Origin of the sequence: uncultured Bradyrhizobium sp., assembly GCF_936943645.1 — a bacterium.
Classification (GTDB): Bacteria; Pseudomonadota; Alphaproteobacteria; order Rhizobiales; family Xanthobacteraceae; genus Bradyrhizobium.
This window is the reverse complement of the sequence record NZ_CAKZJO010000040.1, coordinates 38,576-64,767: the sequence shown is the minus strand read 5'-3', so window position 1 is coordinate 64,767 and position 26,192 is coordinate 38,576. Positions and strand designations below refer to the sequence as shown.

Below are 26,192 nucleotides of genomic sequence, written 5' to 3'. Positions count from 1 at the left end.
TCCCCGACGCGGTTTTACGCGATCCTGACGGTGATGATTTCAAGCGATTTGCCAAGACAACCGACAACACAACTGACCAGGACGTTCACAAGGACATTGAAATGAGCAAGCAGGCCGAATTTGCGGTCATTCTGAAGATGAACGCCATGTTCGCGGATCTCGGGACAGACGAGCTCCAGCGGTTGTCCAATCTCTGCCACACCCAGCATCTGGGGAATGGCGAGGTGCTGTTCCAGAAGGGCGATCCCGGCGACGCGCTGTTCGGCGTGCGCCGCGGCCAGGTCCGCATCGAGACCGGCGCCTCCGACGGCAGCCGGCTCACGCTGAACTTCATGGGACCGGGCGACCTGTTCGGCGAAGTCGCGGTGCTGGACGGCCAGAACCGCACCGCGGATGCGACCGCGGGCGAGGCCAGCGAATTGTTCGTGCTGCGGCGCGAAGATTTTCTCAGCTTCCTCGAACGCGAACCGAAGGTTGCGATCAAGATCATCGCGCTGCTGTGCCAGCGCATCCGCTGGCAGAGCGAGCGCATGGAAGAATCCATGCTGCAGCCGCTGCCGGTGCGGCTGGCGCGGCGGCTCTGCGCGCTCGCCGCCGATTTCGGCTCCGAGGTGCACATCTCGCAGGAACAGCTCGGCGTCTTCGTCGGCGCCGCCCGCGAGAGCGTGAACCGTCAGCTCCAGGCCTGGCGCAAGGAAGCGATCCTCGATCTGCAGCGCGGCCGGATATTGCTGCGGAACATGACCAAGCTGACCGCGATCGCGCGGAACGAGTAGGATCAGTCGATCGGCAGCCTGCGCCGACGGACGCGATCTCGATCGACCGTGATGATGCTGCACTGAATTTCGTCTTCGGTCAGAGCGGACAGGACGTCGGCGAGACGAGTCCGGACGCTTTGCTCCGTCCAGTCGCCGCCTCGGAAAAGAATTAGGCTTGGGCTGTCGCTGCCTGCGATAGCAATCAGTCGGGGGTAGTCGAGGTCTGCCGTGACGACCGTGCGCGTCTCTTGCAGGGCGCGATTGATGATCTCAACGTCGCTCGCTTCATGCAGGCCCATGTCGGATGCATGGACGGCGTCATGCCCCGTCTCTGTGAGCCAGCGCGATAGCGCGGGCGAGAGGGGCATGTCGATGAGGAATCTCACTTGGCTGGGACAGTTGAGTGCAGCTCGACGGCCTCATCCTCAGCAAGGGAAGCCGCGTAGCGTAACGCCTCGTCAATGTCCTCACGTTCGAGATAAGGGTAGTCGCTCAGGACGGATTCACGGGTCTCGCCGGCCGCCAGCAGGCCGAGCAACCGCGCGACCGGAAAACGCAGCCCGCGAATACAGGGCTTGCCGGTGCATACCGCCGGATCGATCGTGATGCGCGTAAACGCCATAAGCATAACATAGCGCTTGCGTCCGGCTTCCGCCAGTACGCCCACGATGAGCTTTTTGAACCCTTACTCCGCGGCGGGATGTACGATGCTCTTCGGCGCCGATCCCGCTTCTGCCGGGGTTGCGCCGTGATGGCCGTCCGTCTCGGCATCCTCGCTGTGGACGATCAGCCGCTTGGCAAAGCGCCAGATCAGGGCGCCGAAATCGTCCATCACCATGAACATCGCGGGCACGAACACCAATGATAGGATGGTCGAGAAGATCAGGCCGCCGATCACCGCAAGCGCCATGGGCGAGCGGAACTCGCCGCCGGCGCCGACCGCGAGCGCGCTCGGCATCATGCCGGCGGCCATCGCGATCGTTGTCATCACGATCGGGCGGGCGCGCTTCATGCCGGCGTCGATCATCGCCTCGTCGCGCGGCTTGCCGGCGTGAATGGCCTCGATGGCGAACTCCACCAGCATGATCGCGTTCTTGGTGACGATGCCCATCAGCATCAGGATGCCGATCCATACCGGTGTGGTCAGTTGCTTGCCGGTAAGGAGCAGGGCCGCGATGGCGCCGCCGATCGAGAGCGGCAGCGAGAACAGGATGGTGATCGGCTGCAGGAAGGTGCCGAACAGCAGCACCAGCACGGCATAGACCATCATCAGGCCCGCGGTGATCGCGGTGGCGAAGCCGTCCGACAGCTCGTTCAGGCTTTCGGCGTCACCGGAGGGCGAGACCTTCACGCCCTTCGGCCGGCTCTTCATCACCGGCAGATCGTAGATCTTCTTGGTGGCGTCGCCGAGCGCGGCGGAGCCGACGAGGTCGGCAGCGACGGTCGCCTGCCGCTCACGATCATAGCGGTTGATGCTGGTCGGACCCTGGTCGAGCTTGACGTCGGCGATGACCGAGAGCGGAACGCCGCCCTTCTCGCCGTGCTCGCCAAGCGGCACGCGCAACTGCTCCAGCGTCTTCAGATTGCCGCGCGCGGCATCCTCGAGCTGGACGCGGATCGGCACCAGGCGGTCGCCGACGTCGAACTTGGCGAGCGCGGGGCCGACGTCGCCGATGGTGGCGACGCGGATGGTCTGCGACAGGCTTTCGGTCGAGACGCCGAGCCTTGCGGCGAGATCCGCGCGCGGTTCGACGCGCAGCTCGGGCCGTTCCAGCGTGGTTTCCGAGATCACGTTGGAGATGGTCGGAATCCGCTTCATCTGCGTCGCGAGCTCGCTCGCGAAATTGTTGACGATATTGGCGTCGACGCCGGTCACGACCAGCGAGATGGCGCGCAGCCCGTTCTCGTCGAGGAACCAGAAGCGGATGTCCGGGATGTTCTCCAGTTCCTGGCTGATCGAAAATTCGAGCTCGCGCTGGGTGATGTCGCGGGCGTCCTTGGGCGTGTAATTGATGATCAGCGAGGCGCGCCGGACTTCCTGGGTGCCGGGCGGGACGCGGCCGCCGTCGACGAAGATGCTCTTGACCTCGGGCCGCTTGCGCAGGCGCGCCACGATGTCTTCGGTGACCTTTTCGGTGTAGGCGAGCTGGGTGCCCGGCGGCAGCTCGAGGGCGAGCAGCGAACGTGCGCTGTCCTGCGCCGGCAGGAAGCCCTGCGGCAGCAGCGTGATGCTCCAGATCGAGGCGGCGAACACGCCGAAGCCGATCAGCACCGTGATGAAATAATGCCTCACCGACCAGGCCACGATGCGGTGATAGGACCGCAATATGCGCCCGGGCGGTGGCTCCTCGTGATTGCCGTGCTTGAGGAAGTAGGCGGCCAGCACCGGCGTGACGAAGCGCGCGGCGAGCAGCGAGAAGAACACCTGCACCGAGACGGTGATGCCGAACTGCTTGAAGAACTGCCCGGCGATGCCCGACATGAAGCTTGCCGGTGCGAAGATCGCGATGATGGTCAGCGAGATCGCGATCACCGCGAGGCCGATCTCGTCGGCGGCCTCGAGCGCGGCACGATAGGGCGATTTGCCCATGTTCATGTGCCGGACGATGTTCTCGATCTCGACGATGGCGTCGTCGACCAGGATGCCTGTCGACAGCGTGATGGCGAGGAAGCTGACGAGGTTCAGCGAGAAGCCGAGGAGGTCCATCGCCCAGAACGCCGGGAAGATCGACAGCGGCAGCGAGATCGCGGCGATGATGGTGGCGCGCAGGTCCCGCAGGAACAAGAGCACGATGACGACGGCGAGGATGGCGCCTTCGAACAGGGTCGAGATCGCCGCGTGGTAATTGCCCTTGGTGTATTCGACCGAGGTGTCGATCAGCTTGAGGTCGACGTCGGGATAGGCGGCCTTGAGCGCTTCGATGCGCTTCTCGACGGCCTCGGCCACCTTCACGTCGCTGGCGCCCTTGGAGCGCTTGATGCCGAGCGCGACGATCGGTTCGCCGTTGAAGCGGGCGAAGGTGCGGCGGTCCGCAATGGTGTCGGTGACGGTGCCGAGATCGTCGAGCCGGACCTCGCCGCCGCCGAACAGCGGGATCATGGTGCCGGCGAGGTCGCTCAGGGTCTTGGCACCCGCGAGCGTGCGGATCGCCTGGTCGTTCTTGCCGATCTCGGCGCGGCCGCCGGCGACGTCGACATTGGTGCCGCGCAGGCTCTGGCTGACATTGACCGCGGTCAGGCCCATCGCCTGCAGGCGATCGGGATCCAGCGAAACCAGGATCTCGCGCTCGACACCGCCGATGCGCTCGACCTGGGCGACGCCGCGCACGCCCTGCAGCGCACGCTTGACCACGTCGTCGACGAAGTAAGAGAGCTGCTCCGGCGTCTTGCCGGGCGATATCGCGGCGTAAGTGACGATCGGCAGGCCGATGACGTCGACGCGCTGAATCAGCGGCTCGGTGACGTTCTGCGGCAGGTTCGACCGCACGCGCGTCACCGCGTCCTTGACGTCGTTGAGCGCGCGATCGGTGTTGGTCTCAAGCGCGAACTGGATCGTGGTCACCGACAGGCCGTCGGTGATCTGCGAGGTGATGTGCCGCACGCCCTCGACGCCGGAGACCGCGTCTTCGACCGTCTTCGTCACCTGGGATTCGAGCTCGGCCGGCGCCGCGCCGAACTGCGACACCGCGACCGAAATCACGGGGATGTCCGCCGAAGGCAGCCGCGTCACCGCCAGCTTGGTGAAGGAGGTCCAGCCGAGGATCAACAGAATGATCGAGAAGACGACCGACGGCAGCGGATTGCGGATCGACCAAGCCGAGATATTGAGAGCCATCAGCGTACCCGCGTGCGATCGAGTTCATCGGCGAACATGGTCTTGATCTGGTCGCCGTCATGGAGTGAAGAGCCGGCGTCGGCCACGACGATTTCGCCGACGTCGAGGCCTTCCAGGATTTCCGTGGCGCTGTCGGACGACAGTCCGACCCGCACCTTGCGCGTCTCGATCGTGTTGCCCTTGACGACCTGGATCGTGAGATGGTCGATCGCGGTCTTGGGGATCGAGACGCCGCAGCTGCGCTTGGCGTCGATCGAGGCGCGTGCGAACACGCCGACCTTGAGCGAGGGATTGTTGGTGACGCTGATGCGAACGCGGCCGAGCTGGGTGGCGCGGTCGATCTCGGGCGCAACCAGCCTGACACGGCCGATCAGGTCGGGCGCGTCGTCGCGGCTGATGCGCACGGTGGCGCCGGATGAGAGCTTGGGCATGTGCACCGCCGGGACCTGAGCATCGAGCTCGATCTCGTTGTTGACGGCGATGCGGAACATCGGGCCGGCCTGCGGAGATGCGGGCGCGCCGACGATGGTGCGGACTTCTGTGATGAGGCCCGGCGCAGGCGCCTTCAGCGAGACCGGACCCTGCGGGCCCGGCCGCTGCGGCTGGCCCGGAATCTGCGGCGGCGCGGTCAGCCGCGCCAGTTCCTGATTGTCGGCGACGACGGCGCCTTCGGTGACCAGCAGATCGGTGACCCTGGAGCCTTCCTGGTCGGGGATGACCACGGCCTCGCGGCGCGGTACGAAGAAGCCGGTGACGCGCACAAGGTCGGAGAAGCAGGCGTTGGTCGACTTCGTCACGATGACGAGCGCCTCGCTTTGCGTCTCTTTCGGCTCGGGGCGCTTGCGATGCTCGAACAGATAATAGCCGACGCCGAGCGCGACGACGAACACCACGATTCCGGCAGGCTTGAGATATTCGGAGAGATTCATCGCCGGATCATCCTGGCCTGGCTCACGGCCATCCGCGCGCGGCCCATGAAAAGCGTTTCCCTGAAACAAAGCGGCGTCCCGCAAGGCTGCGGGACGCGCTTTGCAAGCGAGACTTTACACCACATCACGACTGGTCATTCCAAGGGATTGTGTCGTGCTTACTTCGATGCGGTGGTCTTGTTTTCCATATTGACGACCTGCACGCGGCGATTGACCTCCGCCATCGGCTGACCCGGATCCTTCAGCTTGCTCTTGCCGTAGCCGACGGTGACGAGGTCGGTCGCGGAGATCTTGTACTTGTCGACGAGGTAGCGCTTGATCGAATCTGCGCGGCGCTCCGACAGGTCCTGATTGTAACCCTCGCCGCCGGCGGCGTCGGTGTGGCCGGCGACCACGAAGGTCGAGCCCTTGAGGTCGGGACTGGTCAGCGCGCGGCCGAGGGCCTGCACGGAGGGCATCGACTTGGCGCTGATATTGGCCGAGTTGTAGTCGAAGGTGATCTCGAGATCGATGTTCGGCTTGTCCTTGGCGACGGAGGCGATTTCCTCGCGCTCGGTCGACGACAGCGAACGCGTCGAGCGGCCGCGCACCGACTGGATCAGCTTGGTCTCCGCCGCGTTCGGCGCGGGATCGGCCTGCGGGGCGCCGATCGACAGGCCGCGGGTCAATGGCTTCTTCGGCGCCGGCGCCAGTGCGCGAACGATCTCATCCTCGGTGACGTTTTTGCTGTTGCCGTCATCGCCGGCGAATGCGGGCGAAGCCGGCAGCGACAGGGTGATGCCGAGAGTGGCGATGGACAGGATCGCGGCAAGTCCCTTGATCGCGGTAAATCCCTTGGCAGCCGATTTCATAGCCAGTCCCTCCTGCGCAGCGCGCTCGCGCGGTTCGAAAATTCCTGCAATCAGCCTCCCGGAGAAGGCCGCCTGCGGCATCCGTTTGTTAGTCTTTCCTGAGCCGCCAAGGTTCGAGGCGCCGCCTGCCTCGATCCAAAAAAATACTAGCGTACTCCGTAGCTTGCGAATTCCTGAACGATGTTCGGATCCATCGCCTTGGCATTGGCGATATCGAGGGCCCCTTCCTGGGCGGAGCCATTACGTTGCTTGGCAAGGCCGCGTCCGTAGAGCGAGGAGGTCAGGCGCGGGTTGATCTTCAGGGCCGCGTCGAAATCGGCGATGGCATTCTTGACCGCGCCCGACTTCAGATTGACCAGCCCGCGGCTATCCAGCGCATCGACGAAGTTCGGCCGCAGCCGCAGCGCCTCGTTGCAATCCTTCAGGGCGCCCTGGAGATCGCCGACGACGGTTCGGGTCCAGCAGCGGTTGTTCAGCGCCTCGACGTCCTTCGAGTTGATCCGCAGCGTGTCGTCGAAATCCTTGATGGCGAGGTTGTAGGCGCCCTTGCTGGCATAGACCTGGCCGCGCCGGTAGAGCGCGTTCACATCGTCCGGATTGGCGGCGATCTTGGAGGTGAGGCTCTTGATCGTGGGATCGTCAGCCAGCGCGGCCGCGCTCGGCCCGCTGTCCGGGCTCGGCGCCGGAACGGTCTCGATCGGCTTCACCGGCGGGGGCGGCGGAGGCGGCGGCAGGGCGGCCTCGACCTGCGGCTTCGGCGAGGGAGCCGGTGCAGGCGGAGGAACAGGTGCTGGCGCCGGGGCCGCAGCAGTGTCGGCCGGCTTCGGCGGCGGAGGTGGGGTCGGCGGCGCGGGCGGGGCCGGCGGCGGGTTGTTGGCAACGACCGGCGGCGGTGCGGGTGGCGCAGGCGGCGCGCTTGGCGCCGGACGCGATCCGCCGGCTCCCGGGCTGAACGAGAAATCTTCGGCCAGTGAAGAGGATATCCACGGCACCTGCTCGCCGCGCGAGGCCCTTGTGACGCCCATCTTGGTGCGGTTGAGGGTCTCCTCAGCCATCAGGTCGGGGACGCGGATCTCCTTCAGGAGCTCCTGGACGAACAGGCTGTGATCGCCGCCGGCATCGGAGACCACGGAGGCGAGCGCCGCCGAATACATCACCAGCGTGCCGTTCGGCGCGATGACCGGGGTCAGGCCGGCCGAGAAGCTGCGGAACCGGCGCTCGAACGGATTGCGCCTGCTAGCATCGACCAGCGCGATCTTGACGCCGGCGCCGCGGGTGTTGAGCTCACCGAGGATGGTCTCGAGGCTGAAACCGTCGCGGCGGACGTCGGATTCCGTCCAGATCTGCGCATCGATCGGTAGCATGTAGCTCTGGCGCGCCGACTGGATGCCGAAGCCGCTGAAGAACACCAGCGCCACCGATCCCGGCTTGATCTTGCCGTAGAGCTTGTCGAGGGCGCGGCGCATGCCGTCGCCGGTCAGATTCTCGCCGATCTCGACCGCAAAGCCGTCGCGCTTGAGCTCGTCGGCGACGTCGCGCGCATCGTTGATCGGTTCCTTCAGCGGAGCATCCGCATCCGGATATTTGGCGTTGCCGATCACCAGCGCAAAGCGGTCACCGGCCGCCAGCGATGGGGCCGTCGTGACTAGCGAGATGAGCAAGGGCACAAGAAAAAAGAAGCGAATTTTCATAATCAGCGCGGTCCAGCCAAAAAGGCGCCGTTCCAGCTTGCGCCGCGGCGACCTTAACTTACGCTCCCTGCATTATCAAACCGAGGGCGGGAGGCGTCAACCACTTGGAGATTCGGCGTTATCGCGGCGATTGACCGCAACGCCGGGGCGGGCCGCAAGGGGAATAAACGGGGTGTCATGGTTGTGCTCGACGTGGGTCCAGCTCGATCCTATCGGCCGCACGTTAGGACGGGCATGGCGACGAAAATGTGATTGGTCTCACATTGAAAACCTGCCGCCCTCGCGCCGCGTGGCGTTTGACCTTTGCGGCGGACGATGGCTTGCTGCGCAGGATCGTCCCCGAAAGATCCACTCAGAAAAGCAAAGCCAAAAGCAAAAACCATGGGAAACGCCTACGAAATCTACGCCCTGCGCTATGCGACGATGTCGCCGCGCACCCCCAGCATGAATTTTCTTGCGCCCGATCCGCATGACAGCGCGGCGCAGGACCTCGACTATTTCGTCTGGCTGATCCGGGGTGGCGGCCGCGACATCCTGGTCGACACCGGCTTCAATGCCGAGGAGGCGAGCGCGCGGGCGCGCAAGCTGACGCTCAATCCGGTCGATGCGCTGGAGCGCTTTGGCGTTGCGGCGTCGAGCATTCGCGACGTCATCGTGACGCATCTGCATTACGACCATGCCGGCAATCTCGACCGCTTCCAGAATGCACGCTTCCATCTCCAGGAGCGCGAGATGGCCTACGCGACGGGGCGCTGCATGTGCAACGGCCTGCTGCGACATCCGTTCTCGGTCGAGCACGTCACCCAGATGGTGCGCCATGTCTATGGCGAGCGCGTCAATTTCTATTCGGGCGACGGCGAGGTCGCACCCGGCGTCACCGTGCATCGTGTCGGCGGCCATTCCGACGGATTGCAGGTGGTCAAGGTCGAGACCGCGCGCGGGCCGGTGGTGCTGGCGTCCGATGCCGCGCATTACTACGCCAATCTGCAGCGGCGCAGCCCGTTTCCGATCGTCTACAATGTCGGCGACATGGCGGTGGGCTGGGAAACGATCGAGCGCCTCGCCGGTCATCCTGATCGATTCATCCCCGGCCACGATCCTATCGTGACGGAGATCTATCCGCGTGCCAGCGACAAGGTCGACGCCTGGGCGCTGCACCTGCCGCCGACGCGCTCGTTTGCGAAATGACGGCTGAGGCCTGCCCTTGCTGGTCGTCCCGGACAAGCGCGCCCAAAGCGCGCGTCGATCCGGGACCCATAACCCCAGGGAGGAGTTTGGCGGGACATTGCAACCACGGGTCTTCGTGATCACGGCGTCCTGTGGTGATGGGTCCCGGATCTACGCCTCGCTTCGCTCGGCTTGTCCGGGACGACGACTGAGTTTTGAACGGCGCCCCGGAAATGACAGTGTCGGCTAATACGCCTGTTTGGCGTCCGCTTCCTTGCTGGTCTGGATCAGGTCGAGACTCTCCTCGATCTTGCCGAGCAGCGCCGAGAGTTGCTTGCGCTCCTGGGCGGAGAGGCAGGCGAGGATTTCATCCTCCCGCCGCAGCAGGCGCGGGAACAGCTCTTCGTAGAGCGCGCGGCCCTTCTTGCTGAGCTGCAGGCGGAATTCGCGGCGGTCGGCTTCGTTCTCCACCCGCTCGATCAGGTCCTCGGTGAGCAGCATGGTCACTGCGCGGCTGATGGTGGATTTATGCGTGCGGGTGCATTGCGCGATGTACTGGGCGCTGCAGGCATCGTTGCGGAACCCGAGCGTGGCGATCACGCGCCAGGCTGGAATGTCGAGGCCGTGACGATCCTCATATTCGACCGAGAGCGCGGAACTGACCTCGGCTGCGAGGCGATTGAGACGAAACGGAACGAACTTGAACAGGTCGAGCCGTGCCTTGGGGCGCGTTGACGCCTCGTCGGCCTCGCGCGTCTTCAGGGCGGTGTCGCTGGATGTCCTTGCCACGGGGCACTCCGAATTCCAGTTGACGGCCGGCCGGCTCCGGTCCAAAATAGTTGCACGTGAGACTATCTAGCAGATCAGTGCTCTCCTGACCATAGCCGAGGTTCGCGTATGGCGCAGGCCAAGCCACTTCAGGACAAGACACTTCAAGCCACGACGTATCAGGCCAAGACCCAGTTCGGCTATCGCCGCCATTCCGATCAGGACCGCACGGGCCATAGCCCGGCCGAGCATCCGGTCGTGGTTGTCGGCGCCGGCCCGGTCGGGCTGTCGCTGGCGATCGATCTCGCCCAGCGCGGCCAGCGCGTCGTCCTTCTGGATGACGCCGACCGCATCGGCGAAGGCTCGCGTGCGATCTGCTTCTCGAAGCGGTCGCTGGAATATTGGGACCGGCTCGGCGTCGGCGACCGCATGGTCGCCAAGGGCGTGGTGTGGAGCGTCGGCCGCATCTTCCACGGCGACTCCCAGCTCTATCAGTTCAACCTCCTGCCCGAAGACGGCCACAAGCGGCCGGCCTTCATCAACCTGCAGCAATATTACGCCGAGGCCTATCTGGTCGATCGCATCCAGGATCTGCCCGGGGTCGATCTGCGCTGGCGCAACAAGGTGACGGCGCTGGAGCAGCGCAACGACGGCGTGGCGCTGACGATCGAGACGCCGGAGGGCGCCTACCGCCTGCACGCGCAATACGTCATCGCCTGCGACGGCGCACGCTCCTCGCTGCGGCAGATGGTCGGGGCCGAGTTTGCCGGACAGGTGTTCGAGGACCAGTTCCTGATCGCCGACGTCAAGATGACCGCGGAATTCCCAACCGAGCGCTGGTTCTGGTTCGATCCGCCGTTCCACGCGGGACGCTCCGCGCTGCTGCACCGGCAGCCCGACGACGTCTGGCGCATCGATCTTCAGCTCAATCGCTACGCCGATCCGGTGGTCGAGAAGAAGCCGGAGAACGTGCGGCCGCGGATTGCGCGCATGCTCGGCCACGACAAGTTCGAGTTCGAGTGGATCTCGCTCTACAAATTCCAGTGCCGGCGGATGGACCGCTTCATCCATGGCCGCGTGATCTTTGCGGGCGATTCCGCGCATCAGGTCTCGCCGTTCGGGGCGCGCGGCGCCAACTCGGGGCTCGAGGACGCCGAAAACCTGTCCTGGAAGCTCGACCGGGTGCTGCGCGGCACCTCGCCCGCGAGCCTGCTGGAGAGCTACCACACCGAGCGCAGCATGGCCGCCGACGAGAACATCCGCGAATCCACCCGCTCCACCGATTTCATGGCGCCGAACTCGCACCAGGAAGCGCGGTTGCGCAAGGCGGTGCTGTCGCTCGCCAAGGAGACCGAGTTCGGCAAGCGCATGGTCAATGGCGGGCGACTGTCGGTGCCGTGCAGCTATGACTCGCAACTGTCATCGCGCGATGCCGAATCCTGGCGCGGTGGGCCGGCTCCCGGCTGCTCCATGCTCGATGGCCCGATCGCCGAGCAGTCCTACCTGACGGATGCCTTCCGCAAGGGTGGAACGGACTTCACCCTGCTGTCGTTCAGCAATGGTGCGGCGATCGATCCGCCCGATGGCGTCAGGAATATCCGGATCGGCGGGAGCGGACTTGGCGATCCCTCAGGCCTTGTCGCGAAACGTTATGATGCCGAGCCCGGCACGGCCTATCTGCTCAGGCCCGACGGCTATGTCGCGGCGCGCTTCCGCCATCCGACGCGCGAAGCCATCGCTGCGGCGCTGTCGCGCGCGCAAGGCTTGAATTAGGGAATCGAGGTTTCGCATGCCGTTGTCGACCAGCTCCAATTTCGCGCGACCTGACGATGCCTTTCGCGCCATCGTCGAAGCGCATCGCGGCCTCACCGAAGAGCAGAGCGCGGATTTCGACGCGGCGCTGGTGCTGATCCTCGCCAACCATATCGGCGACATCGACGTGCTGCGTGAGGCGATCGGGCTCGCCAAGCGCCGCATGATCGACGGCCAGCAGCAGCAACAGCAGCAACAATAACCCAAGAACTCGAAGCACAGCTCAAAGGACGAATTGATGGCGAAGAACTTCGCATCCACCGGCGATCTCGCGGAGAAGAAGATCACCTTCTCCGAGATCGGCACCGATCTCTATGCTTTCACCGCCGAGGGCGATCCGAACACGGCCGTGATCGTCGGTGACGACGGCTGCCTGGTGTTCGACGCGCAGGCAACGCCGGCGATGGCGAACAAGGTGATCGAGCGCGTCAAGGCTGTCACCGACAAGCCGATCAAATATGTCGTGCTGTCGCATTATCACGCGGTGCGTGTGCTCGGCGCCTCGGCCTATCACGCGCAAGGCATCGTCGCATCGCAGGAGACCTATCGCCTGATCGAGGAGCGCGGCAAGCAGGATTGGGATTCCGAATATGGCCGCTTCCCGCGCCTGTTCCAGGATGCGCAGAGCATTCCCGGCCTGACCTGGCCGACCCTGACCTTCGAAGGCGAGATGTCGATCTATCTGGGAAAACGCGAGGTGCGCCTGATGCAGCTCGGCGCCGGCCACACCTCGGGCGACATCGTCGCCTGGGTGCCGGATGCCGAGGTGATGTTCTCCGGCGACCTCATCGAATATCACTCGGCCTGCTATTGCGGCGATGCGCACTTGCGCGAATGGCCGATGACGCTGACCGAGATTCGCAACTTCAATCCCAAGGCGATCGCGCCGGGCCGCGGCGACGCGCTGAAGGGGACGGCAACGGTGCGCGAGGCCATCGCGATGACGCGCGACTTCGTCACCTCGCTCTATGGCGCCGCCGAAATCTCGGTCGCCAAAGGCCGCAGCTTGAAGGAATCGATGGCGGCGACGCGCGAGGTGATGGATCCGAAATTCTCCAGCTTCGCCATCTACGAGCACTGCCTGCCGTTCAACGTGTCGCGCGCCTATGACGAGGCGTCGGGGATCGACGATCCCGTGATCTGGACCGACAAGCGCGACCAGGAAATGTGGGCGGCCCTGCAAGGAGGAGGATAGGCATGAACATCAACACCTCGCCCGACCAGATCGTCCGCAGCTCGGCCCAGGTGACGCCGGGCTACATGTCCGGCTTCGGCAACTCCTTTGAGACCGAGGCGCTGCCGGGCGCGCTGCCGATCGGGCGCAACTCGCCGCAGCGCTGCGCTTACGGGCTTTACGCCGAGCAATTGTCCGGCTCGCCCTTTACCGCGCCGCGCGGCACCAACGAGCGCTCCTGGCTCTATCGCATCCGTCCCTCGGTGAAGCACTCGGGACGCTTCGCGAAGGTCGATGCCGGGCTGTGGCGTTCGGCGCCGTGCCATGAATACGACCTGCCGATCGCGCAGATGCGGTGGGATCCGACGCCGCTGCCGAAGGGTGAGGTGACCTTCGTCCAGGGCGTGCAGACCATGACGACGGCGGGAGATGTGAACACGCAAGCAGGCATGGCCGCGCATGTCTACCTCATCACCAAGTCGATGGTGGACCAGCATTTCTACAATGCCGATGGCGAGCTGATGTTCGTGCTGCAGCAGGGCAATCTTCGCCTCGTCACCGAGTTCGGCCGCATCGACGCCGAGCCCGGCGAGATCGTGGTGGTCCCGCGCGGCGTCAAGTTCCGGGTCGAGATTCCGAACGGACCGGCGCGCGGCTATCTCTGCGAGAATTATGGCGGCGCCTTCACGCTGCCGGAGCGCGGGCCGATCGGCGCCAACTGCCTCGCCAACGCGCGCGACTTCCTCACCCCGGTCGCGAACTACGAGGACAAGGACACGCCGACCGAGCTCTACGTGAAATGGGGCGGCTCGCTGTTCAAGACGAATTTGCCGCATTCGCCGATCGACGTCGTCGCCTGGCACGGCAATTACGCGCCCTACAAATACGATTTGCGCACGTTCTCACCCGTCGGGGCGATCGGTTTCGACCATCCCGATCCCTCGATCTTCACGGTGCTGACCTCGCCGTCGGAGACGGCGGGCACTGCGAATATCGACTTCGTCATCTTCCCCGAGCGCTGGATGGTGGCCGACAACACCTTCCGTCCGCCCTGGTATCACATGAACATCATGAGCGAGTTCATGGGCCTGATCTACGGCGTCTACGACGCCAAGCCGCAGGGCTTCGTGCCCGGCGGCATGAGCCTGCACAATTGCATGCTGCCGCACGGCCCCGATCGCGACGCCTTCGAGCACGCCAGCAATGGCGAGCTGAAGCCGGTGAAGCTCACGGGCACCATGGCCTTCATGTTCGAGACCCGCTACCCGCAGCGCGTCACGTCGCATGCGGCGAATGCTTCGACGCTGCAGGACGATTACGCGGATTGCTGGAAGGGATTGGAGAAGAAGTTCGATCCGAGCAAGCCGTAGTCTCCCTTACCCTCCCCTGGAGGGGGAGGGTCGTTACGCATGCAGCGAAGCGGTATGCGTAGCGGGGTGGGGTGACGGTCTCTCCGCGAGTAATGCTGCCCGTGTTGAGAGATCACCCCACCCCGTCTCATATTTCGCTGCGCTCAATATGAGCCGACCCTCCCCCTCCAGGGGAGGGTGACACCGTCACCGCTGTGCCACGGGAAACCAATGCCCCACCCCAACGACCCCAGCCTCCGCTCTTTCATCGCCGTCGATCCTTCGTCCGACTTCCCGATCCAGAACCTGCCCTATGGCGTGTTCTCGACAGCGGCCAATCCGACCCCGCGGGTCGGCGTTGCGATCGGCGATCATGTGCTCGATCTCTGGGAGCTCGAGCAGGATTGCCGGCTCGACGTCGGGCCGCTCGGTGTGTTCTCCGGCGGCTCGCTCAATCCGTTCATGGCGCTGGGGCCGAAAGTCTGGACCAGGACGCGGGCACGGATCAGCGAGCTGCTGCGGCACGACCATCCGGAACTGCGCGACAATGAAGAGCTGCGCAAGAGGGCGCTCGTGCCGATGCGCGATGCGAGGCTGCATCTGCCGTTCGCCGTCTCCGGCTACACCGATTTCTATTCGTCGAAAGAGCACGCCACCAATGTCGGCGTGATGTTCCGCGGCAAGGACAACGCGCTGCAGCCGAACTGGCTACACATGCCGATCGCCTATAACGGCCGGGCCTCCACGGTCGTGGTGTCGGGCACCAAGGTGAAGCGCCCGCGCGGACAGCTCAAGCCGCCGAATGTGGAGCTGCCGAGCTTCGGTCCCTGCAAGCGGCTCGATTTCGAGCTGGAGATGGGCGTCGTCATCGGCCAGCCCTCGCCGATGGGCGGCATGCTGACGGAGAGCCAGGCGGAGGAGATGATCTTCGGCTTCGTGCTGCTCAACGACTGGAGCGCGCGCGACATCCAGCAATGGGAGTATGTGCCGCTCGGCCCGTTCCTCGCAAAGGCCTTTGCGACCTCGATCAGCCCCTGGGTGGTGACGCGCGAGGCGCTGGAGCCGTTCCGCCTGAAGGGGCCGGAGCAGCAGCCGGTGCCGCTCGATTATCTCAAGCAGACCAAGCCGCAGAACTACGATGTCGAGTTGGACGTGTCCTTGCGCGCGGCCGGGGCCAACGCCCCTGCGAGCATCAGCCGCACCAGCTTCAAATACATGTACTGGTCGTCGGTGCAGCAATTGATGCACCACGCCTCCTCCGGCTGTGCCATGAATGTCGGCGATCTCCTCGGCAGCGGTACCATCTCCGGCCCGGAGAAGAATCAGCGCGGCAGCCTGCTCGAGATCAGCTGGAACGGCACCGAGCCCGTGGAATTGCCCGGCGGTGCCAAACGCTCGTTCCTTGAGGACGGCGACAGCCTCGTCATGCGCGGCTGGTGCCAGGGCAACGGCTATCGGGTCGGCTTCGGCGAGGTCGAGGGGACGATCCTGGCGGCGGAGTGATATCCGCTGTTGCCACAAACTCCGTCATTGCGAGCGCAGCGAAGCAATCCAGAATCTTTCCGTGGCGGCAGTCTGGATTGCTTCGTCGCAAGGGCTCCTCGCAATGACGTGGAGAAATCTACCGCCTCTCCGGCGGCACGCCCCTGATCCGCGCGCAATGCGCGGCGACGTCTTCCACGCTGTATTTCAGATGCACCCGCTTGTCGGACGGCACCTGCCGGGTCGCGCAGACGCCCGGCCGCCATTCCTGGGTCGGCCTGATCGGGCGCGGCGCAAAGCCGCCTCCGCAGTTCGGGCAGACGTTGGAGAGCCTGGTCTCGACGCAGTCCGCACAGAACGTGCATTCATAGGAGCAGATCCGCGCATTCGTCGCATCCGGCGGCAGGTCGCAATCGCAATATTCGCAGTTCGGTCGAAGCTGGAGGGCCATGGCAAATCTCCGGACGGATGCGGATCATCGCAGACCGCACACCTAGCGCGAATGACGTAGTTCCCTCGATTTCAGCCGGGCTTGATCTCCTTCAGCGGCAATCGCGAGCTCTCCTTCAACCGGTCGAGCACGATCGAGGAGCGCACATGCGCCACGCTCTGGTGCGGCATCAGGACATCGTTGACGAGGTTGGAGAGGCCCTTGAGATCGCGCAGCACGGCCTTCAGCACGTAATCGGCATCGCCGGTCAGCGAATAGGCTTCCTGGATCTCGTCGATGCGGTTCACCAGCGCGCGGAAGCGTTTGGAATTATCGGGCGAATGGGTCGCAAGCCCGACCTGGATGAAGGCGATCACGCCGAAGCCCAGCGCCTCGCTGGAGAGATCGGCGTGATAGCCGGAGATCACCTTGTCCTCCTCCAGCCGCATCCGCCGCCGCGAGCATTGCGAGGCCGACAGGCCGGCGAGGTCGGCGAGCTCCTGGTTGGTGAGGCGGCCGTCGTCCTGGAGGGCACTGAGAATCCTGAGGTCGAAGGCGTCAACCGGAATCATGCGTCATTTATCCAATTCGTGCGCGGATCGTGCATATGATAGCGAAAATGCGTCCCGTTTGCACGCTCCTTGCGCGCGCCATGAAGGATAGTTCTTCCCAGCCACCATTCGGGAGAACACCATGGGACCGTTTCCGCACGATGCACCGCCGGCCACTGTCAGCGCCGACAATCCGATGGGCACCGACGGGTTCGAGTTCGTGGAATACGCGCATCCCGATCCGAAAGAGCTGCATGCGCTGTTCAAGCTGATGGGCTATGCGCCTGTCGCGCGCCACAAGACCAAGAAGATCACGGTCTATCGCCAGGGCGACATCAACTATCTCGTCAACGAGGAGCCCGGCGCGCACGGCTATGAGTTCGTGGCCGCGCACGGCCCCTGTGCGCCGTCGATGGCGTTCCGCGTCGTCGATGCCAAGGCGGCCTATGACCGCGCGATCGCGCTCGGCGCCGAGCCCGCTGATGTCCCGTCCGCGCAGAAGACGCTCGACGTGCCCGCGATCAAGGGCATCGGCGGCAGCCTGCTTTATCTCGTCGATCGTTATGGCGCGAAGGGCTCGGCTTACGATGCCGAGTTCGAATGGCTGGGTGCGCGCGATCCCAAGCCGGTCGGGGCCGGCCTGTTCTATCTCGACCATCTCACCCACAACGTCCATCGCGGCCGCATGGATGTCTGGGCCGGCTTCTACGAAAAACTGTTCAACTTCCGCCAGATCCGTTTCTTCGACATCGAGGGCCGCGCCTCCGGCCTGTTCTCGCGCGCGCTGACCAGCCCCGACGGCAAGATCAGGATTCCGATCAACGAGGATGCCGGCGATTCCGGCCAGATCGAGGAATATCTGAAGACCTATCGCGGCGAGGGCATCCAGCACATCGCCTGCGGCTGCCGTGACATCTACCGCACCATCGAAGGCCTGCGCGAATCCGGCCTGCCCTTCATGCCGTCGCCCCCCGAGACCTATTTCGAGAAGGTCGACGCACGCCTGCCCAGGCATGGCGAGGATCTCGCACGGCTGCAGAAGAACGGCATCCTGATCGACGGCGAGGGCGTGGTCGAGGGCGGCCAGACCAAGGTGCTGCTGCAGATCTTCTCGGCGAACGCGATCGGCCCGATCTTCTTCGAGTTCATCCAGCGCAAGGGCGACGACGGATTCGGCGAGGGCAATTTCAAGGCGCTGTTCGAATCGATCGAGGAGGACCAGATCCGGCGCGGGGTGCTGAAGGTGGGGAACGCGGCTTAGCTTGCCGGGTTTGCTACGCTCGCGCGCCAACCAAAGCTGTCGTCCCGGACAAGCGCGCGCAGATCCGGGACGACAGCGGAGAGTTACGCGACAGCAGAGGGGCTAACGCCCCTTCCACGCCGCCGTCACCGCGCCGATCTCGGCGCCTTCCGGCTCGCGCACCATCGACGGCGTGCGCGAGAATCGCGGTGCCGGTGCGGGCTGTTTCACGCCATGGCGCTCGACGAACACGTTGCGCGCGACCATGTGCGGATGCTTTGTCGCCTCCGACATCGTCAACACCGGCGCGAAGCAGATGTCGGTGCCTTCCATGATCTTGCACCAGTCCTCGCGCGTCTTGCTCTTGAACACCGCTTTCAGCTTCTCCTTCAGCGCCGGCCAGGCCTTGGGGTTCATCTGCGCGTCGAAATCGGCATCCGTCAGGCCCGCATGCTCGCGCAGCAGCGCGTAGAATTGCGGCTCGATCGAGCCGATCGAAACGAAGTGCCCGCAGGCGCATTCGTAGACGCCGTAGAAATGCGCGCCGCCGTCGAGGAAGTTCTGGTCGCGGCCTTCGGTCCAGCGTCCCAGCGTGGTCATGTCGAAGAAGAACGACATCAGCGAGGCCGCGCCGTCGCACATCGCGGCGTCCACCACCTGACCTTTGCCGGACTTCTGCGCTTCGAGCAGCGCTGCGAGCACGCCGACGACGAGATAGAGCGCGCCGCCGCCGAAATCGCCGACGAGGTTGAGCGGCGGCACCGGCGCCTCCTTCGTGCCGATCGCCGCGAGCGCACCGGTGATGGAGATATAATTGATGTCGTGGCCGGCGGCATTCGCCAGCGGGCCTTCCTGGCCCCAGCCGGTCATGCGGCCGTAGACCAGTTTTGGATTACGCGCGAGCACGACGTCCGGCCCGAGGCCGAGCCGCTCCATCACGCCGGGGCGAAAGCCCTCGACCAGAGCGTCGGCGCTGGCGAGCAGGTCCAGCACTTGCGCGATCGCCGCCTTGTCCTTCAGGTCGAGCTCGATCACCTTGCGGCCGCGTCCTGCCACCGACTTCATGCTCTTCTTCGCGCCGATCCGGTCCAGCGTGACGACGTCCGCGCCCATGTCCGCCAGCATCATGCAGGCGAACGGGCCGGGCCCGATGCCGGCGAATTCAACGATGCGGAAGCCCGAGAGCGGGCCGGAGGTGCGGACGGAGGATGTCGGGGCTGATTTGTCGAGCACGTTTTTGTTTCCTCGGGTCGCGGGCAGTACCGATGCTTCGGCGATCGCCGCGGACCTTCTTCTTAGAGAATTAATCGGCTGATTAACTTTTCTCGCCTTCGTGCTGGTGAGGCAAGCGGTTTTCATGCCGCACGGCCAAAATAAAACGGCGCGCACCGAAGTGCGCGCCGCGGAAAATTTGTGTCGAGACGCTGGCGGTGTGATCAGCCCGCAGCCTTCACCGCGCGCTGTGCCATTACCTTGACGAGGTTGGCGCGGTACTCCGCCGAGCCGTGGATATCGGCCAGCAGTCCGTTCGCCGAGATCGTCACGCCGTCGATCGCCGACGGCGACCAGTTCGCCTTCAGCGCGGCTTCGATCGCGGGCACGCGCATCACGCCGTTCTGCGAGGCGCCGGTGGCGGCCACGCGAACCTCGCCCGACTTGGTCTGCGCGACGAACACGCCGGTCAGCGCGAAGCGCGAGGCCGGATGCCGCATCTTCTCGTAGCCCGCCTTCGCCGGCACCGGGAACGACACGGCGGTGATGATCTCGCCGTCTTCCAGGGCCGTGGTGAACAGGCCCTTGAAGAAGTCATCCGCCGCAATCGACCGCTTGTTGGTCTTCACGGTGGCGCCGAGCGCGAGCAGCGCAGCCGGGAAATCCGCGGCGGGATCGTTGTTGGCGATCGAGCCGCCGATCGTGCCGCGGTGACGCACGGCGGGATCGCCGAGCACCGAAGTGAGATGGGCAATCGCGGGGATCGCCTTCTTCACATCGGCATTCGTCATGATGTCGTAGTAGATCGTGGCGGCCTTGATGGTCAGCGTATCGCCCGACAATTCGACGCCCTGCAGCTCCTTGATCTTGCCGAGGTCGATGACGTCGGAGGGGCTGGCGAGGCGCTGCTTCATCACCGGCAGCAGCGTCTGGCCGCCGGCGAGGAACTTGGCTTCGCTGCTCTTGCCGAACAGGCTGGCGGCCTCGTCGACCGAGGAGGCGCGATGATAGGTGGTCTGGTACATCTTCGGTCCTCCTCTTTAAGCCGCGTGGATCGTGCGCCACACCCGGTCCGGGGTTGCGGGCATTTCCAGGTTGTTCTTGCCGATCGCATCCGTGATCGCGTTGATCACGGCCGCGGAGGCGCCGATCGCGCCGGCCTCACCGCAACCCTTGATGCCGAGCGGATTGCCCGGGCACAGCGTCGTGGTGTGGGAGAGGTTGAAGGAGGGCACGTCGTCGGCGCGCGGCATGGCGTAATCCATGAACGAGGCCGTGACCGGTTGGCCGTTGGCATCGTAGATGGCGTGCTCGAGCAGCGCCTGCCCGATGCCCTGAACCAGGCCGCCATGGACCTGGCCCTCGACGATCATCGGGTTGATCAGCCGGCCGAAATCGTCGGCCGCGACGAAGTTGACGAAGCTCGTCTTGCCGGTGCCGGGATCGACCTCAAGCTCGCAGATATACGTGCCGGCCGGGAAGGTGAAGTTGGTCGGATCGTAGAAGGCGCTTTCCTTCAGGCCCGGCTCCATCCCGTCAGGCAGATTATGCGCGGTGTAGGCCGCGAGCGCGACCATCGGCAAGGCGATCGCCTTGTCGGTGCCGGTCACCTTGAACTCGCCGTTCTCGATGACGATGTCGGCCTCGGAAGCTTCCAGCGCATGCGCCGCAATCTTCTTGGCCTTCGATTCCATCTTCTCCATCGCCTTCAGGATCGCGGTGAGGCCGACGGCGGCCGAGCGCGAGCCGTAGGTGCCCATGCCGAACTGCACCTTGTCGGTGTCGCCATGGACGATCGAGACCTGGCTGATGGGAACGCCGAGACGTTCGGCGACCAGCTGGCAGAACGTGGTCTCGTGACCCTGGCCGTGGCTGTGCGAGCCCGTGAGGATCTCGATGGTGCCGACCGGATTGACGCGGACCTCGGCCGATTCCCACAGGCCGACGCCGGCACCCAAGCTGCCGACCGCCTTGGACGGTGCGATGCCGCAGGCCTCGATGTAGCAGGACACGCCGATGCCGCGCAGCTTGCCGTCAGCTTTCGCCTTGGCTTTGCGTCCGGCAAAGCCGGTATAGTCGATCGCCTTCATCGCGGCGTCGAGCGAGGCGTTAAAGTCGCCGGTGTCATAGGCCATGATCACGGGCGTCTGGTGCGGGAACTGGGTGATGAAGTTGGTCCGACGCAGCTGCGCCGGATCGACCTTGAGCTGCCGTGCCGCCGTCTCCATCAGCCGTTCGATGAGATAGCTCGCCTCGGGGCGGCCCGCGCCGCGATAGGCGTCGACCGGCGTGGTGTTGGTGTAGACGCCGACCACCTCGGCGTGGATCGCCGGGATGTTGTACTGGCCCGACAGCAGCGTCGCGTAGAGATAGGTCGGCACCGACGACGAGAACAGCGACATGTAGGCGCCGAAATTGGCGTAGGTCTTCACCTTCAGGCCGATGATCTTGTTGCTGGCGTCGAACGCCATCTCGGCATGGGTCACATGGTCGCGGCCATGCGCGTCGGTGAGGAAGGCCTCGGTGCGGTCGCCGGTCCATTTCACGGGACGGCCGACCTTCTTGGAGGCCCACAGCGCCACCATCTCCTCGGGATAGATGAAGATCTTGGAGCCGAAGCCGCCACCGACGTCGGGAGCGATCACGCGAAGCTTGTGTTCGGGGGCGATGTTGTAGAACGCCGACAGCACGAGGCGGGCGACGTGCGGGTTCTGCGAGGTGGTGTAGAGCGTGAAGTGCTCTTCCGCCGCGTCGTAATCGGCGATCGCTGCGCGCGGCTCCATCGCATTCGGAGCAAGGCGGTTGTTGGTGACGTCGAGCTTGACGACGTTGGCGGCCTTGGCGAAGGCGGCATCGGTGGCGCCCTCGTCGCCGATCACCCAGTCATAGACCTGGTTGCCGGGGGCTTCGGGATGCAGCTGCGGCGCGCCCGACTTGATCGCGGCCTGGACGTCGGCGACCGCCGGAAGCTCCTCGTAATTGACGACGACCGCTTCCGCGGCATCGCGCGCCAGATTCTTGCTCTCGGCGATCACGACGGCGACGGCCTGTCCGACGAAGCGCACCGTCTCCGGCGCCATCGCCGGCCATGCGCCCATCTTCATCGGGCTGCCGTCCTTGGAGGTGATGGCCCAGCCGCAGATGAGGTTGCCGACCTTGTCGTCGACGATCTGCTGGCCCGTGAGCACCGCGATTACGCCCGGCATCTTCAGCGCGGCGGAGGAATCGATCCCCTTGACCTTGGCGTGGGCGTGGGGGCTGCGGACGAAATGAGCATGGGTCATGCCGACCAGCTTGATATCGTCGACGTAGCGGCCCTTGCCGGTAATGAAACGCTTGTCTTCCTTGCGCACGACGCGTGCGCCGATGCCTTCAACACCCATGTCTGGTCCTCCCGACCGGAAATTTTATGGCTGCGCTTTCCTTCGAGAGCGGCAGCGGTGATTTGTTCTATCGAGGCGCGCCGCTTTATTCGGCCGCCTGCGAGACCTTCATGCGGCCGGCCGCATCCAGCACGGCCTTGACGATGTTGTGGTAGCCGGTGCAGCGGCAGATATTGCCTTCCAGCTCAGCGCGGACGGTCGCCTCGTCGAGCTGGCCACCATGGCGATGCACGATGTCGATCGCCGACATGATCATGCCCGGCGTGCAATAGCCGCATTGAAGACCATGATTGTCGCGGAAGGCGGCCTGCATCGGGTGCAGCTCGTCGCCCTTGGCGATACCCTCGATGGTGGTGATGCTGGCGCCGTCGGCCTGGCCCGCCAGCATGGTGCAGGATTTCACCGCGCGGCCGTCCATGTGCACGACACAGGCGCCGCACTGGCTGGTGTCGCAGCCGACATGGGTTCCCGTGAGATTGAGGTGTTCGCGGAGGAGCTGGACCAGCAGAGTGCGGTCCTCGACCTCGACAGCAACGGCCTTGCCGTTCACCGTCAGTTTGACTGTAGACACGTGAAGTCCTCCCAGAATGATTTTGATTGGTTCTAATTAGAAACAGCGCAACGGAACTTTGCAACTGGCATTTTGGTGACCTCGCGTCATGGAAAGGTCATCGGGGCGGCCGTCACGGCGCGCGAATCGATCATGATGCTCCGGGCCGTCACCATCCCTGGCGCAGCTCTCGGGCAAATCTGGAAAGTCTGGTTTGTCGTCCGCAGCGAAGGCCGCATCGTCGATGCCGCAGGGCGCCGCGATCGGCCATGCGGATTCAGCCCTGTGGCAAATCGTTCTCCCCCAATGTTTCGTTCGTTGCCGCGAATAGGAGCACGTGCCCGCGGCTTTGTAATCGCGATCTTGGTAGTACGTAAAAAGAAGCTAAGCCATTGATTTCGTTGTGGTCGTGTGTGGGGATCATCTCGCCTGGGCGCGGCGTCTGCCCGCCCTCCTACTTCCTGGCGATTGATCGACGGCGAGTGCCGCCTTATCCGCGCTGAACAAACACAATTGAGGGTGGAAGCGATGCAGATGAACGACAGCCAGCGGATTCCGGCGTCGAAAGCCAAGGTGTGGGCCGCGCTCAACGATCCCGACATTCTCAGGCGCTGCATTCCCGGCTGCCAATCGCTTGAGATGACTTCGCCGACGGAGATGACGGCGACGGTGGTGTTGAAGGTCGGTCCGGTGAAAGCCACGTTCAGCGGCAAGGTGACGCTGGCCGACATCGATGCGCCGAACGGTTACCGCATCATCGGCGAAGGCGCCGGCGGCGTCGCGGGCTTCGCCAAGGGTGGCGCGAAGGTCAGGCTGGAAGAAGAATCACCTGACGTCACCATCCTGCACTACGAGGCGGACGCGCAGATCGGCGGCAAGCTCGCGCAACTCGGCGCGCGATTGATCGACTCGACGTCGCGAAAACTCGCCGCGAACTTCTTCGACAATTTTGCAGCGGTGGTAGCGCCATCATCGTGACCGATGCGGGATGCCGCCTCAATTCGATGGCGCATTTCGAGCTGTAAAATAAGGGCAAAGACGCAAGTCGCGACAACGGGATGAGCGGCGAAAGCTGCCAATGATTTGCACTACTACCTTCCGCCTATACTAAGCGCGAAACGGCGATGCTGTAATTTCGAACGATGGCTCGCAGACGAACTGCGCATCACGGCGCAACGCGCTCCGACGCCCAACGTGGCGTGCACAACAACATCGTGGAGGGAATACATGACCTTTGGAACAAAGGGATTCTTGGCTGGCATCTCGATGATTGCGATGCTTGCCGCCGTCACGTCGGGCGTCCGCGCCAACGACTCGCTGATCAAGGCGCAATCCGACCAGAACCAGTGGGCCGTTGCCGGCCACGACTACGGCAACACGCGCTTCAGTCCGCTGAAGCAGATCAATACCGAGAACGCCGGCAAGCTGACGCTCGCTTATTCGTTCTCGCTGGCGTCGTTGCGTTCGAACGAATCCTCGCCGATCGTCGTCGGCAACACGCTGTACGTGTCGAGCTCCTGGGGACCCAAATACGTCTACGCGCTCGATGCCGCGACCGGGCAGCGCAAGTGGACCTGGGAGCCCGAAATTCCCGAGGACGTGCTGCAATATGCCTGCTGTGACGTGAACAATCGCGGCGTCTCCTATGCGGATGGAAAGATCTTCGTCGGCCGTCTCGACGGCAAGCTGACGGCGCTCGATGCCGCGACCGGCAAGTCGCTCTGGACGACCAAGGTCGTCGACTACAAGCAAGGCTCGGTCATCACCTCGCCTCCGCTGATCGTGCGCGACAAGGTCATCACCGGCTTCGGCGGCGGCGAGTACGGCGTGCGCGGCTCGCTGCAGGCCTTCGACATCAACACCGGCAAGCAATTGTGGCAGACCTTCACCGTTCCCAGCCCGGACGAGCCCGGCGGCGATACCTGGAAGGGCGATTCCGCCCAGCACGGCGGCGGCGCGGCCTGGCTGGTCGGCTCCTACGATGCCAAGACCGACACGGTCTATTGGGGCACCAGCAATCCCGGTCCGTGGAACACCGGCGTGCGTTCGACCGGCGACGGCAATTTCGGCAAGCTGACCAATCTCTACACCGCTTCGACGCTCGCGCTCGATCCCAACACCGGCAAGATCAAATGGCACATCCAGACCACGCCGGCCGATGCCTGGGACTATGACGGCGTCAACGAGGCCGTGCTGGCGGATCTGAAGATCGGCGGCAGCACCGTTCCGGCACTGATGAAGGCGGATCGCAACGGCTATTTCTTCGTCGCCAACCGCGAGACCGGCAAGGTTCTCTCGGCGGAGAAGTATGTCTTCTCGAACTGGGCGAAGAAGTGGGACGTCAACACGATGCGCGCGGAAGAGGATCCGGACAAGCGTCCGGGACCGAACCATCCCGCCAAGGACATCTGCCCGAACCTGATCGGCGGCAAGAACTGGCAACCGATGTCGTTCAACCCGCAGACCGGCCTCGTCTACATCCCCTCGAACAACGTCTGCATGGACTGGTCGGTCTCCGACGTTTCCTACAAGCGCGGCGTGTTCTATCTCGGCGCCGAATTCCCGACCAAGGAAGGTCCCGGCGGCTTCCTCGGCGAGCTCGTGGCCTGGGATCCGGTGGCGCAGAAGAAGGTCTGGTCGATCAAGGAAGATCTGCCGTTCAACGGCGGAACGCTGACGACCGGCGGCGGCCTCGTGTTCGCCGGCAACCTTCACGGCGACTTCCGCGCCATCGATGCGAAGAACGGCAAGGTGCTCTGGAGCAGGAATCTCGGCTCCGGCATTGGCGCGGGGCCGGTGACCTATGAGGTTGGCGGCAAGCAATACGTTGCCATCGTCGTCGGGCGTACGGCCGCGATACCTGCGTTCCTGGGCGATATTGGAAAGAAGATGACAGCCGCAGCCCCCGAGGGCGGTTCGCTCTTCGTGTTCTCCGTCCAGTGACAACTCGCGCGCGTGTCCCGAAGGAGACGGGATACGCGCGTGCTTTCTCGACATCGCGCAGCGGCGG

The 26,192-nt window shown here is 64.4% G+C and carries 23 protein-coding genes; 10 read left to right on the top strand and 13 right to left on the bottom strand.

Annotated features, from left to right (window positions below; translation table 11 throughout):
* The first annotated feature begins 101 nt into the window (after window positions 1-101).
* Window positions 102-776, top strand: a complete 675-nt coding sequence (locus Q0743_RS05140) for a Crp/Fnr family transcriptional regulator (protein ID WP_097666467.1) — start codon at window positions 102-104, stop codon at window positions 774-776.
* 2 nt (window positions 777-778) lie between these two features.
* On the opposite strand, the gene Q0743_RS05135 is transcribed toward Q0743_RS05140, so the two are convergent.
* The 6 genes from Q0743_RS05135 to Q0743_RS05110 form a co-directional block, all read right to left on the bottom strand.
* Complete coding sequence (locus Q0743_RS05135) at window positions 779-1,144, bottom strand: DUF5615 family PIN-like protein (protein WP_298240499.1); 366 nt, start codon at window positions 1,142-1,144, stop codon at window positions 779-781.
* Window positions 1,141-1,380, bottom strand: a complete 240-nt coding sequence (locus Q0743_RS05130) for a DUF433 domain-containing protein (RefSeq protein WP_298240529.1) — start codon at window positions 1,378-1,380, stop codon at window positions 1,141-1,143. Before Q0743_RS05130 ends, Q0743_RS05135 begins: the two co-directional genes overlap by 4 nt.
* 63 nt (window positions 1,381-1,443) lie before the next feature.
* Entirely contained in the window at window positions 1,444-4,593 is a 3,150-nt protein-coding gene (locus tag Q0743_RS05125) for an efflux RND transporter permease subunit (protein ID WP_298240498.1), read from the bottom strand.
* Complete coding sequence (locus tag Q0743_RS05120; RefSeq protein ID WP_298240497.1) at window positions 4,593-5,522, bottom strand: efflux RND transporter periplasmic adaptor subunit; 930 nt, start codon at window positions 5,520-5,522, stop codon at window positions 4,593-4,595. The genes Q0743_RS05125 and Q0743_RS05120 overlap by 1 nt, the downstream gene beginning before the upstream one ends.
* Before the next feature lie 158 nt (window positions 5,523-5,680).
* The gene (locus Q0743_RS05115; RefSeq protein ID WP_298240496.1) at window positions 5,681-6,373 is read right to left on the bottom strand and encodes an OmpA family protein; all 693 of its coding nucleotides are present in this window, start codon (window positions 6,371-6,373) and stop codon (window positions 5,681-5,683) included.
* A 146-nt stretch (window positions 6,374-6,519) separates the two neighbouring features.
* Window positions 6,520-8,064 (bottom strand): caspase family protein, encoded by a 1,545-nt coding sequence (locus Q0743_RS05110; protein WP_298240495.1) that lies wholly within the window; start codon window positions 8,062-8,064, stop codon window positions 6,520-6,522.
* A gap of 381 nt (window positions 8,065-8,445) precedes the next feature.
* Between Q0743_RS05110 and Q0743_RS05105 the strand changes: the two genes are divergently transcribed.
* Window positions 8,446-9,252: an N-acyl homoserine lactonase family protein gene (locus tag Q0743_RS05105; RefSeq protein ID WP_298240494.1), complete on the top strand. Its 807-nt coding sequence runs from the start codon at window positions 8,446-8,448 to the stop codon at window positions 9,250-9,252.
* A gap of 225 nt (window positions 9,253-9,477) precedes the next feature.
* On the opposite strand, the gene Q0743_RS05100 is transcribed toward Q0743_RS05105, so the two are convergent.
* On the bottom strand, window positions 9,478-10,020 hold the full coding sequence (locus tag Q0743_RS05100; RefSeq protein ID WP_298240493.1) for a MarR family transcriptional regulator: 543 nt from the start codon (window positions 10,018-10,020) through the stop codon (window positions 9,478-9,480).
* A 108-nt stretch (window positions 10,021-10,128) separates the two neighbouring features.
* On the opposite strand from Q0743_RS05100, the gene Q0743_RS05095 reads away from it, so the two are divergent.
* The 5 genes from Q0743_RS05095 to fahA all read left to right on the top strand — a co-directional run bounded on the left by Q0743_RS05095 (window position 10,129) and on the right by fahA (window position 15,837).
* Entirely contained in the window at window positions 10,129-11,772 is a 1,644-nt protein-coding gene (locus Q0743_RS05095; RefSeq protein ID WP_298240492.1) for an FAD-dependent oxidoreductase, read from the top strand.
* 16 nt (window positions 11,773-11,788) lie between these two features.
* Window positions 11,789-12,013, top strand: coding sequence for a DUF2783 domain-containing protein (locus tag Q0743_RS05090; protein WP_025032749.1), 225 nt, complete (start codon window positions 11,789-11,791; stop codon window positions 12,011-12,013).
* A gap of 36 nt (window positions 12,014-12,049) precedes the next feature.
* Window positions 12,050-13,006 (top strand): MBL fold metallo-hydrolase, encoded by a 957-nt coding sequence (locus Q0743_RS05085; RefSeq protein ID WP_298240491.1) that lies wholly within the window; start codon window positions 12,050-12,052, stop codon window positions 13,004-13,006.
* A 2-nt stretch (window positions 13,007-13,008) separates the two neighbouring features.
* Complete coding sequence (gene hmgA / locus Q0743_RS05080) at window positions 13,009-14,355, top strand: homogentisate 1,2-dioxygenase (protein WP_298240490.1); 1,347 nt, start codon at window positions 13,009-13,011, stop codon at window positions 14,353-14,355.
* A 210-nt stretch (window positions 14,356-14,565) separates the two neighbouring features.
* Window positions 14,566-15,837, top strand: a complete 1,272-nt coding sequence (fahA, locus tag Q0743_RS05075) for a fumarylacetoacetase (RefSeq protein ID WP_298240489.1) — start codon at window positions 14,566-14,568, stop codon at window positions 15,835-15,837.
* 118 nt (window positions 15,838-15,955) lie between these two features.
* Here the strand turns inward: fahA and Q0743_RS05070 are convergent, their stop codons facing one another.
* Together Q0743_RS05070 and Q0743_RS05065 are read right to left on the bottom strand one after the other, a co-directional pair.
* Complete coding sequence (locus Q0743_RS05070) at window positions 15,956-16,267, bottom strand: DUF1272 domain-containing protein (RefSeq protein WP_298240488.1); 312 nt, start codon at window positions 16,265-16,267, stop codon at window positions 15,956-15,958.
* 71 nt (window positions 16,268-16,338) lie between these two features.
* A complete protein-coding gene (locus Q0743_RS05065; RefSeq protein WP_298240487.1) occupies window positions 16,339-16,818 on the bottom strand; it encodes an Lrp/AsnC family transcriptional regulator in 480 nt (159 codons plus the stop codon).
* A gap of 121 nt (window positions 16,819-16,939) precedes the next feature.
* Between Q0743_RS05065 and hppD the strand changes: the two genes are divergently transcribed.
* The gene (hppD, locus tag Q0743_RS05060; protein ID WP_298240486.1) at window positions 16,940-18,058 is read left to right on the top strand and encodes a 4-hydroxyphenylpyruvate dioxygenase; all 1,119 of its coding nucleotides are present in this window, start codon (window positions 16,940-16,942) and stop codon (window positions 18,056-18,058) included.
* Between the two features lie 102 nt (window positions 18,059-18,160).
* Here the strand turns inward: hppD and Q0743_RS05055 are convergent, their stop codons facing one another.
* The 4 genes from Q0743_RS05055 to Q0743_RS05040 form a co-directional block, all read right to left on the bottom strand.
* A complete protein-coding gene (locus Q0743_RS05055; RefSeq protein ID WP_298240485.1) occupies window positions 18,161-19,270 on the bottom strand; it encodes a CaiB/BaiF CoA-transferase family protein in 1,110 nt (369 codons plus the stop codon).
* A 203-nt stretch (window positions 19,271-19,473) separates the two neighbouring features.
* A complete protein-coding gene (locus tag Q0743_RS05050; protein WP_298240484.1) occupies window positions 19,474-20,274 on the bottom strand; it encodes a xanthine dehydrogenase family protein subunit M in 801 nt (266 codons plus the stop codon).
* A 15-nt stretch (window positions 20,275-20,289) separates the two neighbouring features.
* Entirely contained in the window at window positions 20,290-22,632 is a 2,343-nt protein-coding gene (locus Q0743_RS05045; RefSeq protein ID WP_298240483.1) for a xanthine dehydrogenase family protein molybdopterin-binding subunit, read from the bottom strand.
* Between the two features lie 85 nt (window positions 22,633-22,717).
* Entirely contained in the window at window positions 22,718-23,203 is a 486-nt protein-coding gene (locus tag Q0743_RS05040) for a (2Fe-2S)-binding protein (RefSeq protein WP_298240482.1), read from the bottom strand.
* A gap of 507 nt (window positions 23,204-23,710) precedes the next feature.
* Between Q0743_RS05040 and Q0743_RS05035 the strand changes: the two genes are divergently transcribed.
* Window positions 23,711-24,160 carry a carbon monoxide dehydrogenase subunit G gene (locus Q0743_RS05035; RefSeq protein WP_298240528.1) on the top strand — a complete coding sequence of 150 codons (450 nt, stop codon included), beginning with the start codon at window positions 23,711-23,713 and terminating at the stop codon, window positions 24,158-24,160.
* Between the two features lie 249 nt (window positions 24,161-24,409).
* A complete protein-coding gene (locus Q0743_RS05030; RefSeq protein WP_298240481.1) occupies window positions 24,410-26,125 on the top strand; it encodes a PQQ-dependent methanol/ethanol family dehydrogenase in 1,716 nt (571 codons plus the stop codon).
* The last annotated feature ends 67 nt before the right edge of the window (window positions 26,126-26,192 follow it).

What these genes read in the sequence shown, in the direction of transcription:
- Q0743_RS05140 (WP_097666467.1), top strand. Translation starts at nt 102, where the DNA reads ATGAGCAAGCAGGCCGAATTTGCGGTCATTCTGAAGATGAACGCCATG.
- Q0743_RS05130 (WP_298240529.1), bottom strand. Translation starts at nt 1,380, where the DNA reads ATGGCGTTTACGCGCATCACGATCGATCCGGCGGTATGCACCGGCAAG.
- Q0743_RS05125 (WP_298240498.1), bottom strand. Translation starts at nt 4,593, where the DNA reads ATGGCTCTCAATATCTCGGCTTGGTCGATCCGCAATCCGCTGCCGTCG.
- Q0743_RS05120 (WP_298240497.1), bottom strand. Translation starts at nt 5,522, where the DNA reads ATGAATCTCTCCGAATATCTCAAGCCTGCCGGAATCGTGGTGTTCGTC.
- Q0743_RS05115 (WP_298240496.1), bottom strand. Translation starts at nt 6,373, where the DNA reads ATGAAATCGGCTGCCAAGGGATTTACCGCGATCAAGGGACTTGCCGCG.
- Q0743_RS05110 (WP_298240495.1), bottom strand. Translation starts at nt 8,064, where the DNA reads ATGAAAATTCGCTTCTTTTTTCTTGTGCCCTTGCTCATCTCGCTAGTC.
- Q0743_RS05105 (WP_298240494.1), top strand. Translation starts at nt 8,446, where the DNA reads ATGGGAAACGCCTACGAAATCTACGCCCTGCGCTATGCGACGATGTCG.
- Q0743_RS05095 (WP_298240492.1), top strand. Translation starts at nt 10,129, where the DNA reads ATGGCGCAGGCCAAGCCACTTCAGGACAAGACACTTCAAGCCACGACG.
- Q0743_RS05090 (WP_025032749.1), top strand. Translation starts at nt 11,789, where the DNA reads ATGCCGTTGTCGACCAGCTCCAATTTCGCGCGACCTGACGATGCCTTT.
- Q0743_RS05085 (WP_298240491.1), top strand. Translation starts at nt 12,050, where the DNA reads ATGGCGAAGAACTTCGCATCCACCGGCGATCTCGCGGAGAAGAAGATC.
- hmgA (WP_298240490.1), top strand. Translation starts at nt 13,009, where the DNA reads ATGAACATCAACACCTCGCCCGACCAGATCGTCCGCAGCTCGGCCCAG.
- fahA (WP_298240489.1), top strand. Translation starts at nt 14,566, where the DNA reads ATGCCCCACCCCAACGACCCCAGCCTCCGCTCTTTCATCGCCGTCGAT.
- Q0743_RS05070 (WP_298240488.1), bottom strand. Translation starts at nt 16,267, where the DNA reads ATGGCCCTCCAGCTTCGACCGAACTGCGAATATTGCGATTGCGACCTG.
- Q0743_RS05065 (WP_298240487.1), bottom strand. Translation starts at nt 16,818, where the DNA reads ATGATTCCGGTTGACGCCTTCGACCTCAGGATTCTCAGTGCCCTCCAG.
- hppD (WP_298240486.1), top strand. Translation starts at nt 16,940, where the DNA reads ATGGGACCGTTTCCGCACGATGCACCGCCGGCCACTGTCAGCGCCGAC.
- Q0743_RS05050 (WP_298240484.1), bottom strand. Translation starts at nt 20,274, where the DNA reads ATGTACCAGACCACCTATCATCGCGCCTCCTCGGTCGACGAGGCCGCC.
- Q0743_RS05045 (WP_298240483.1), bottom strand. Translation starts at nt 22,632, where the DNA reads ATGGGTGTTGAAGGCATCGGCGCACGCGTCGTGCGCAAGGAAGACAAG.
- Q0743_RS05035 (WP_298240528.1), top strand. Translation starts at nt 23,711, where the DNA reads ATGCAGATGAACGACAGCCAGCGGATTCCGGCGTCGAAAGCCAAGGTG.
- Q0743_RS05030 (WP_298240481.1), top strand. Translation starts at nt 24,410, where the DNA reads ATGACCTTTGGAACAAAGGGATTCTTGGCTGGCATCTCGATGATTGCG.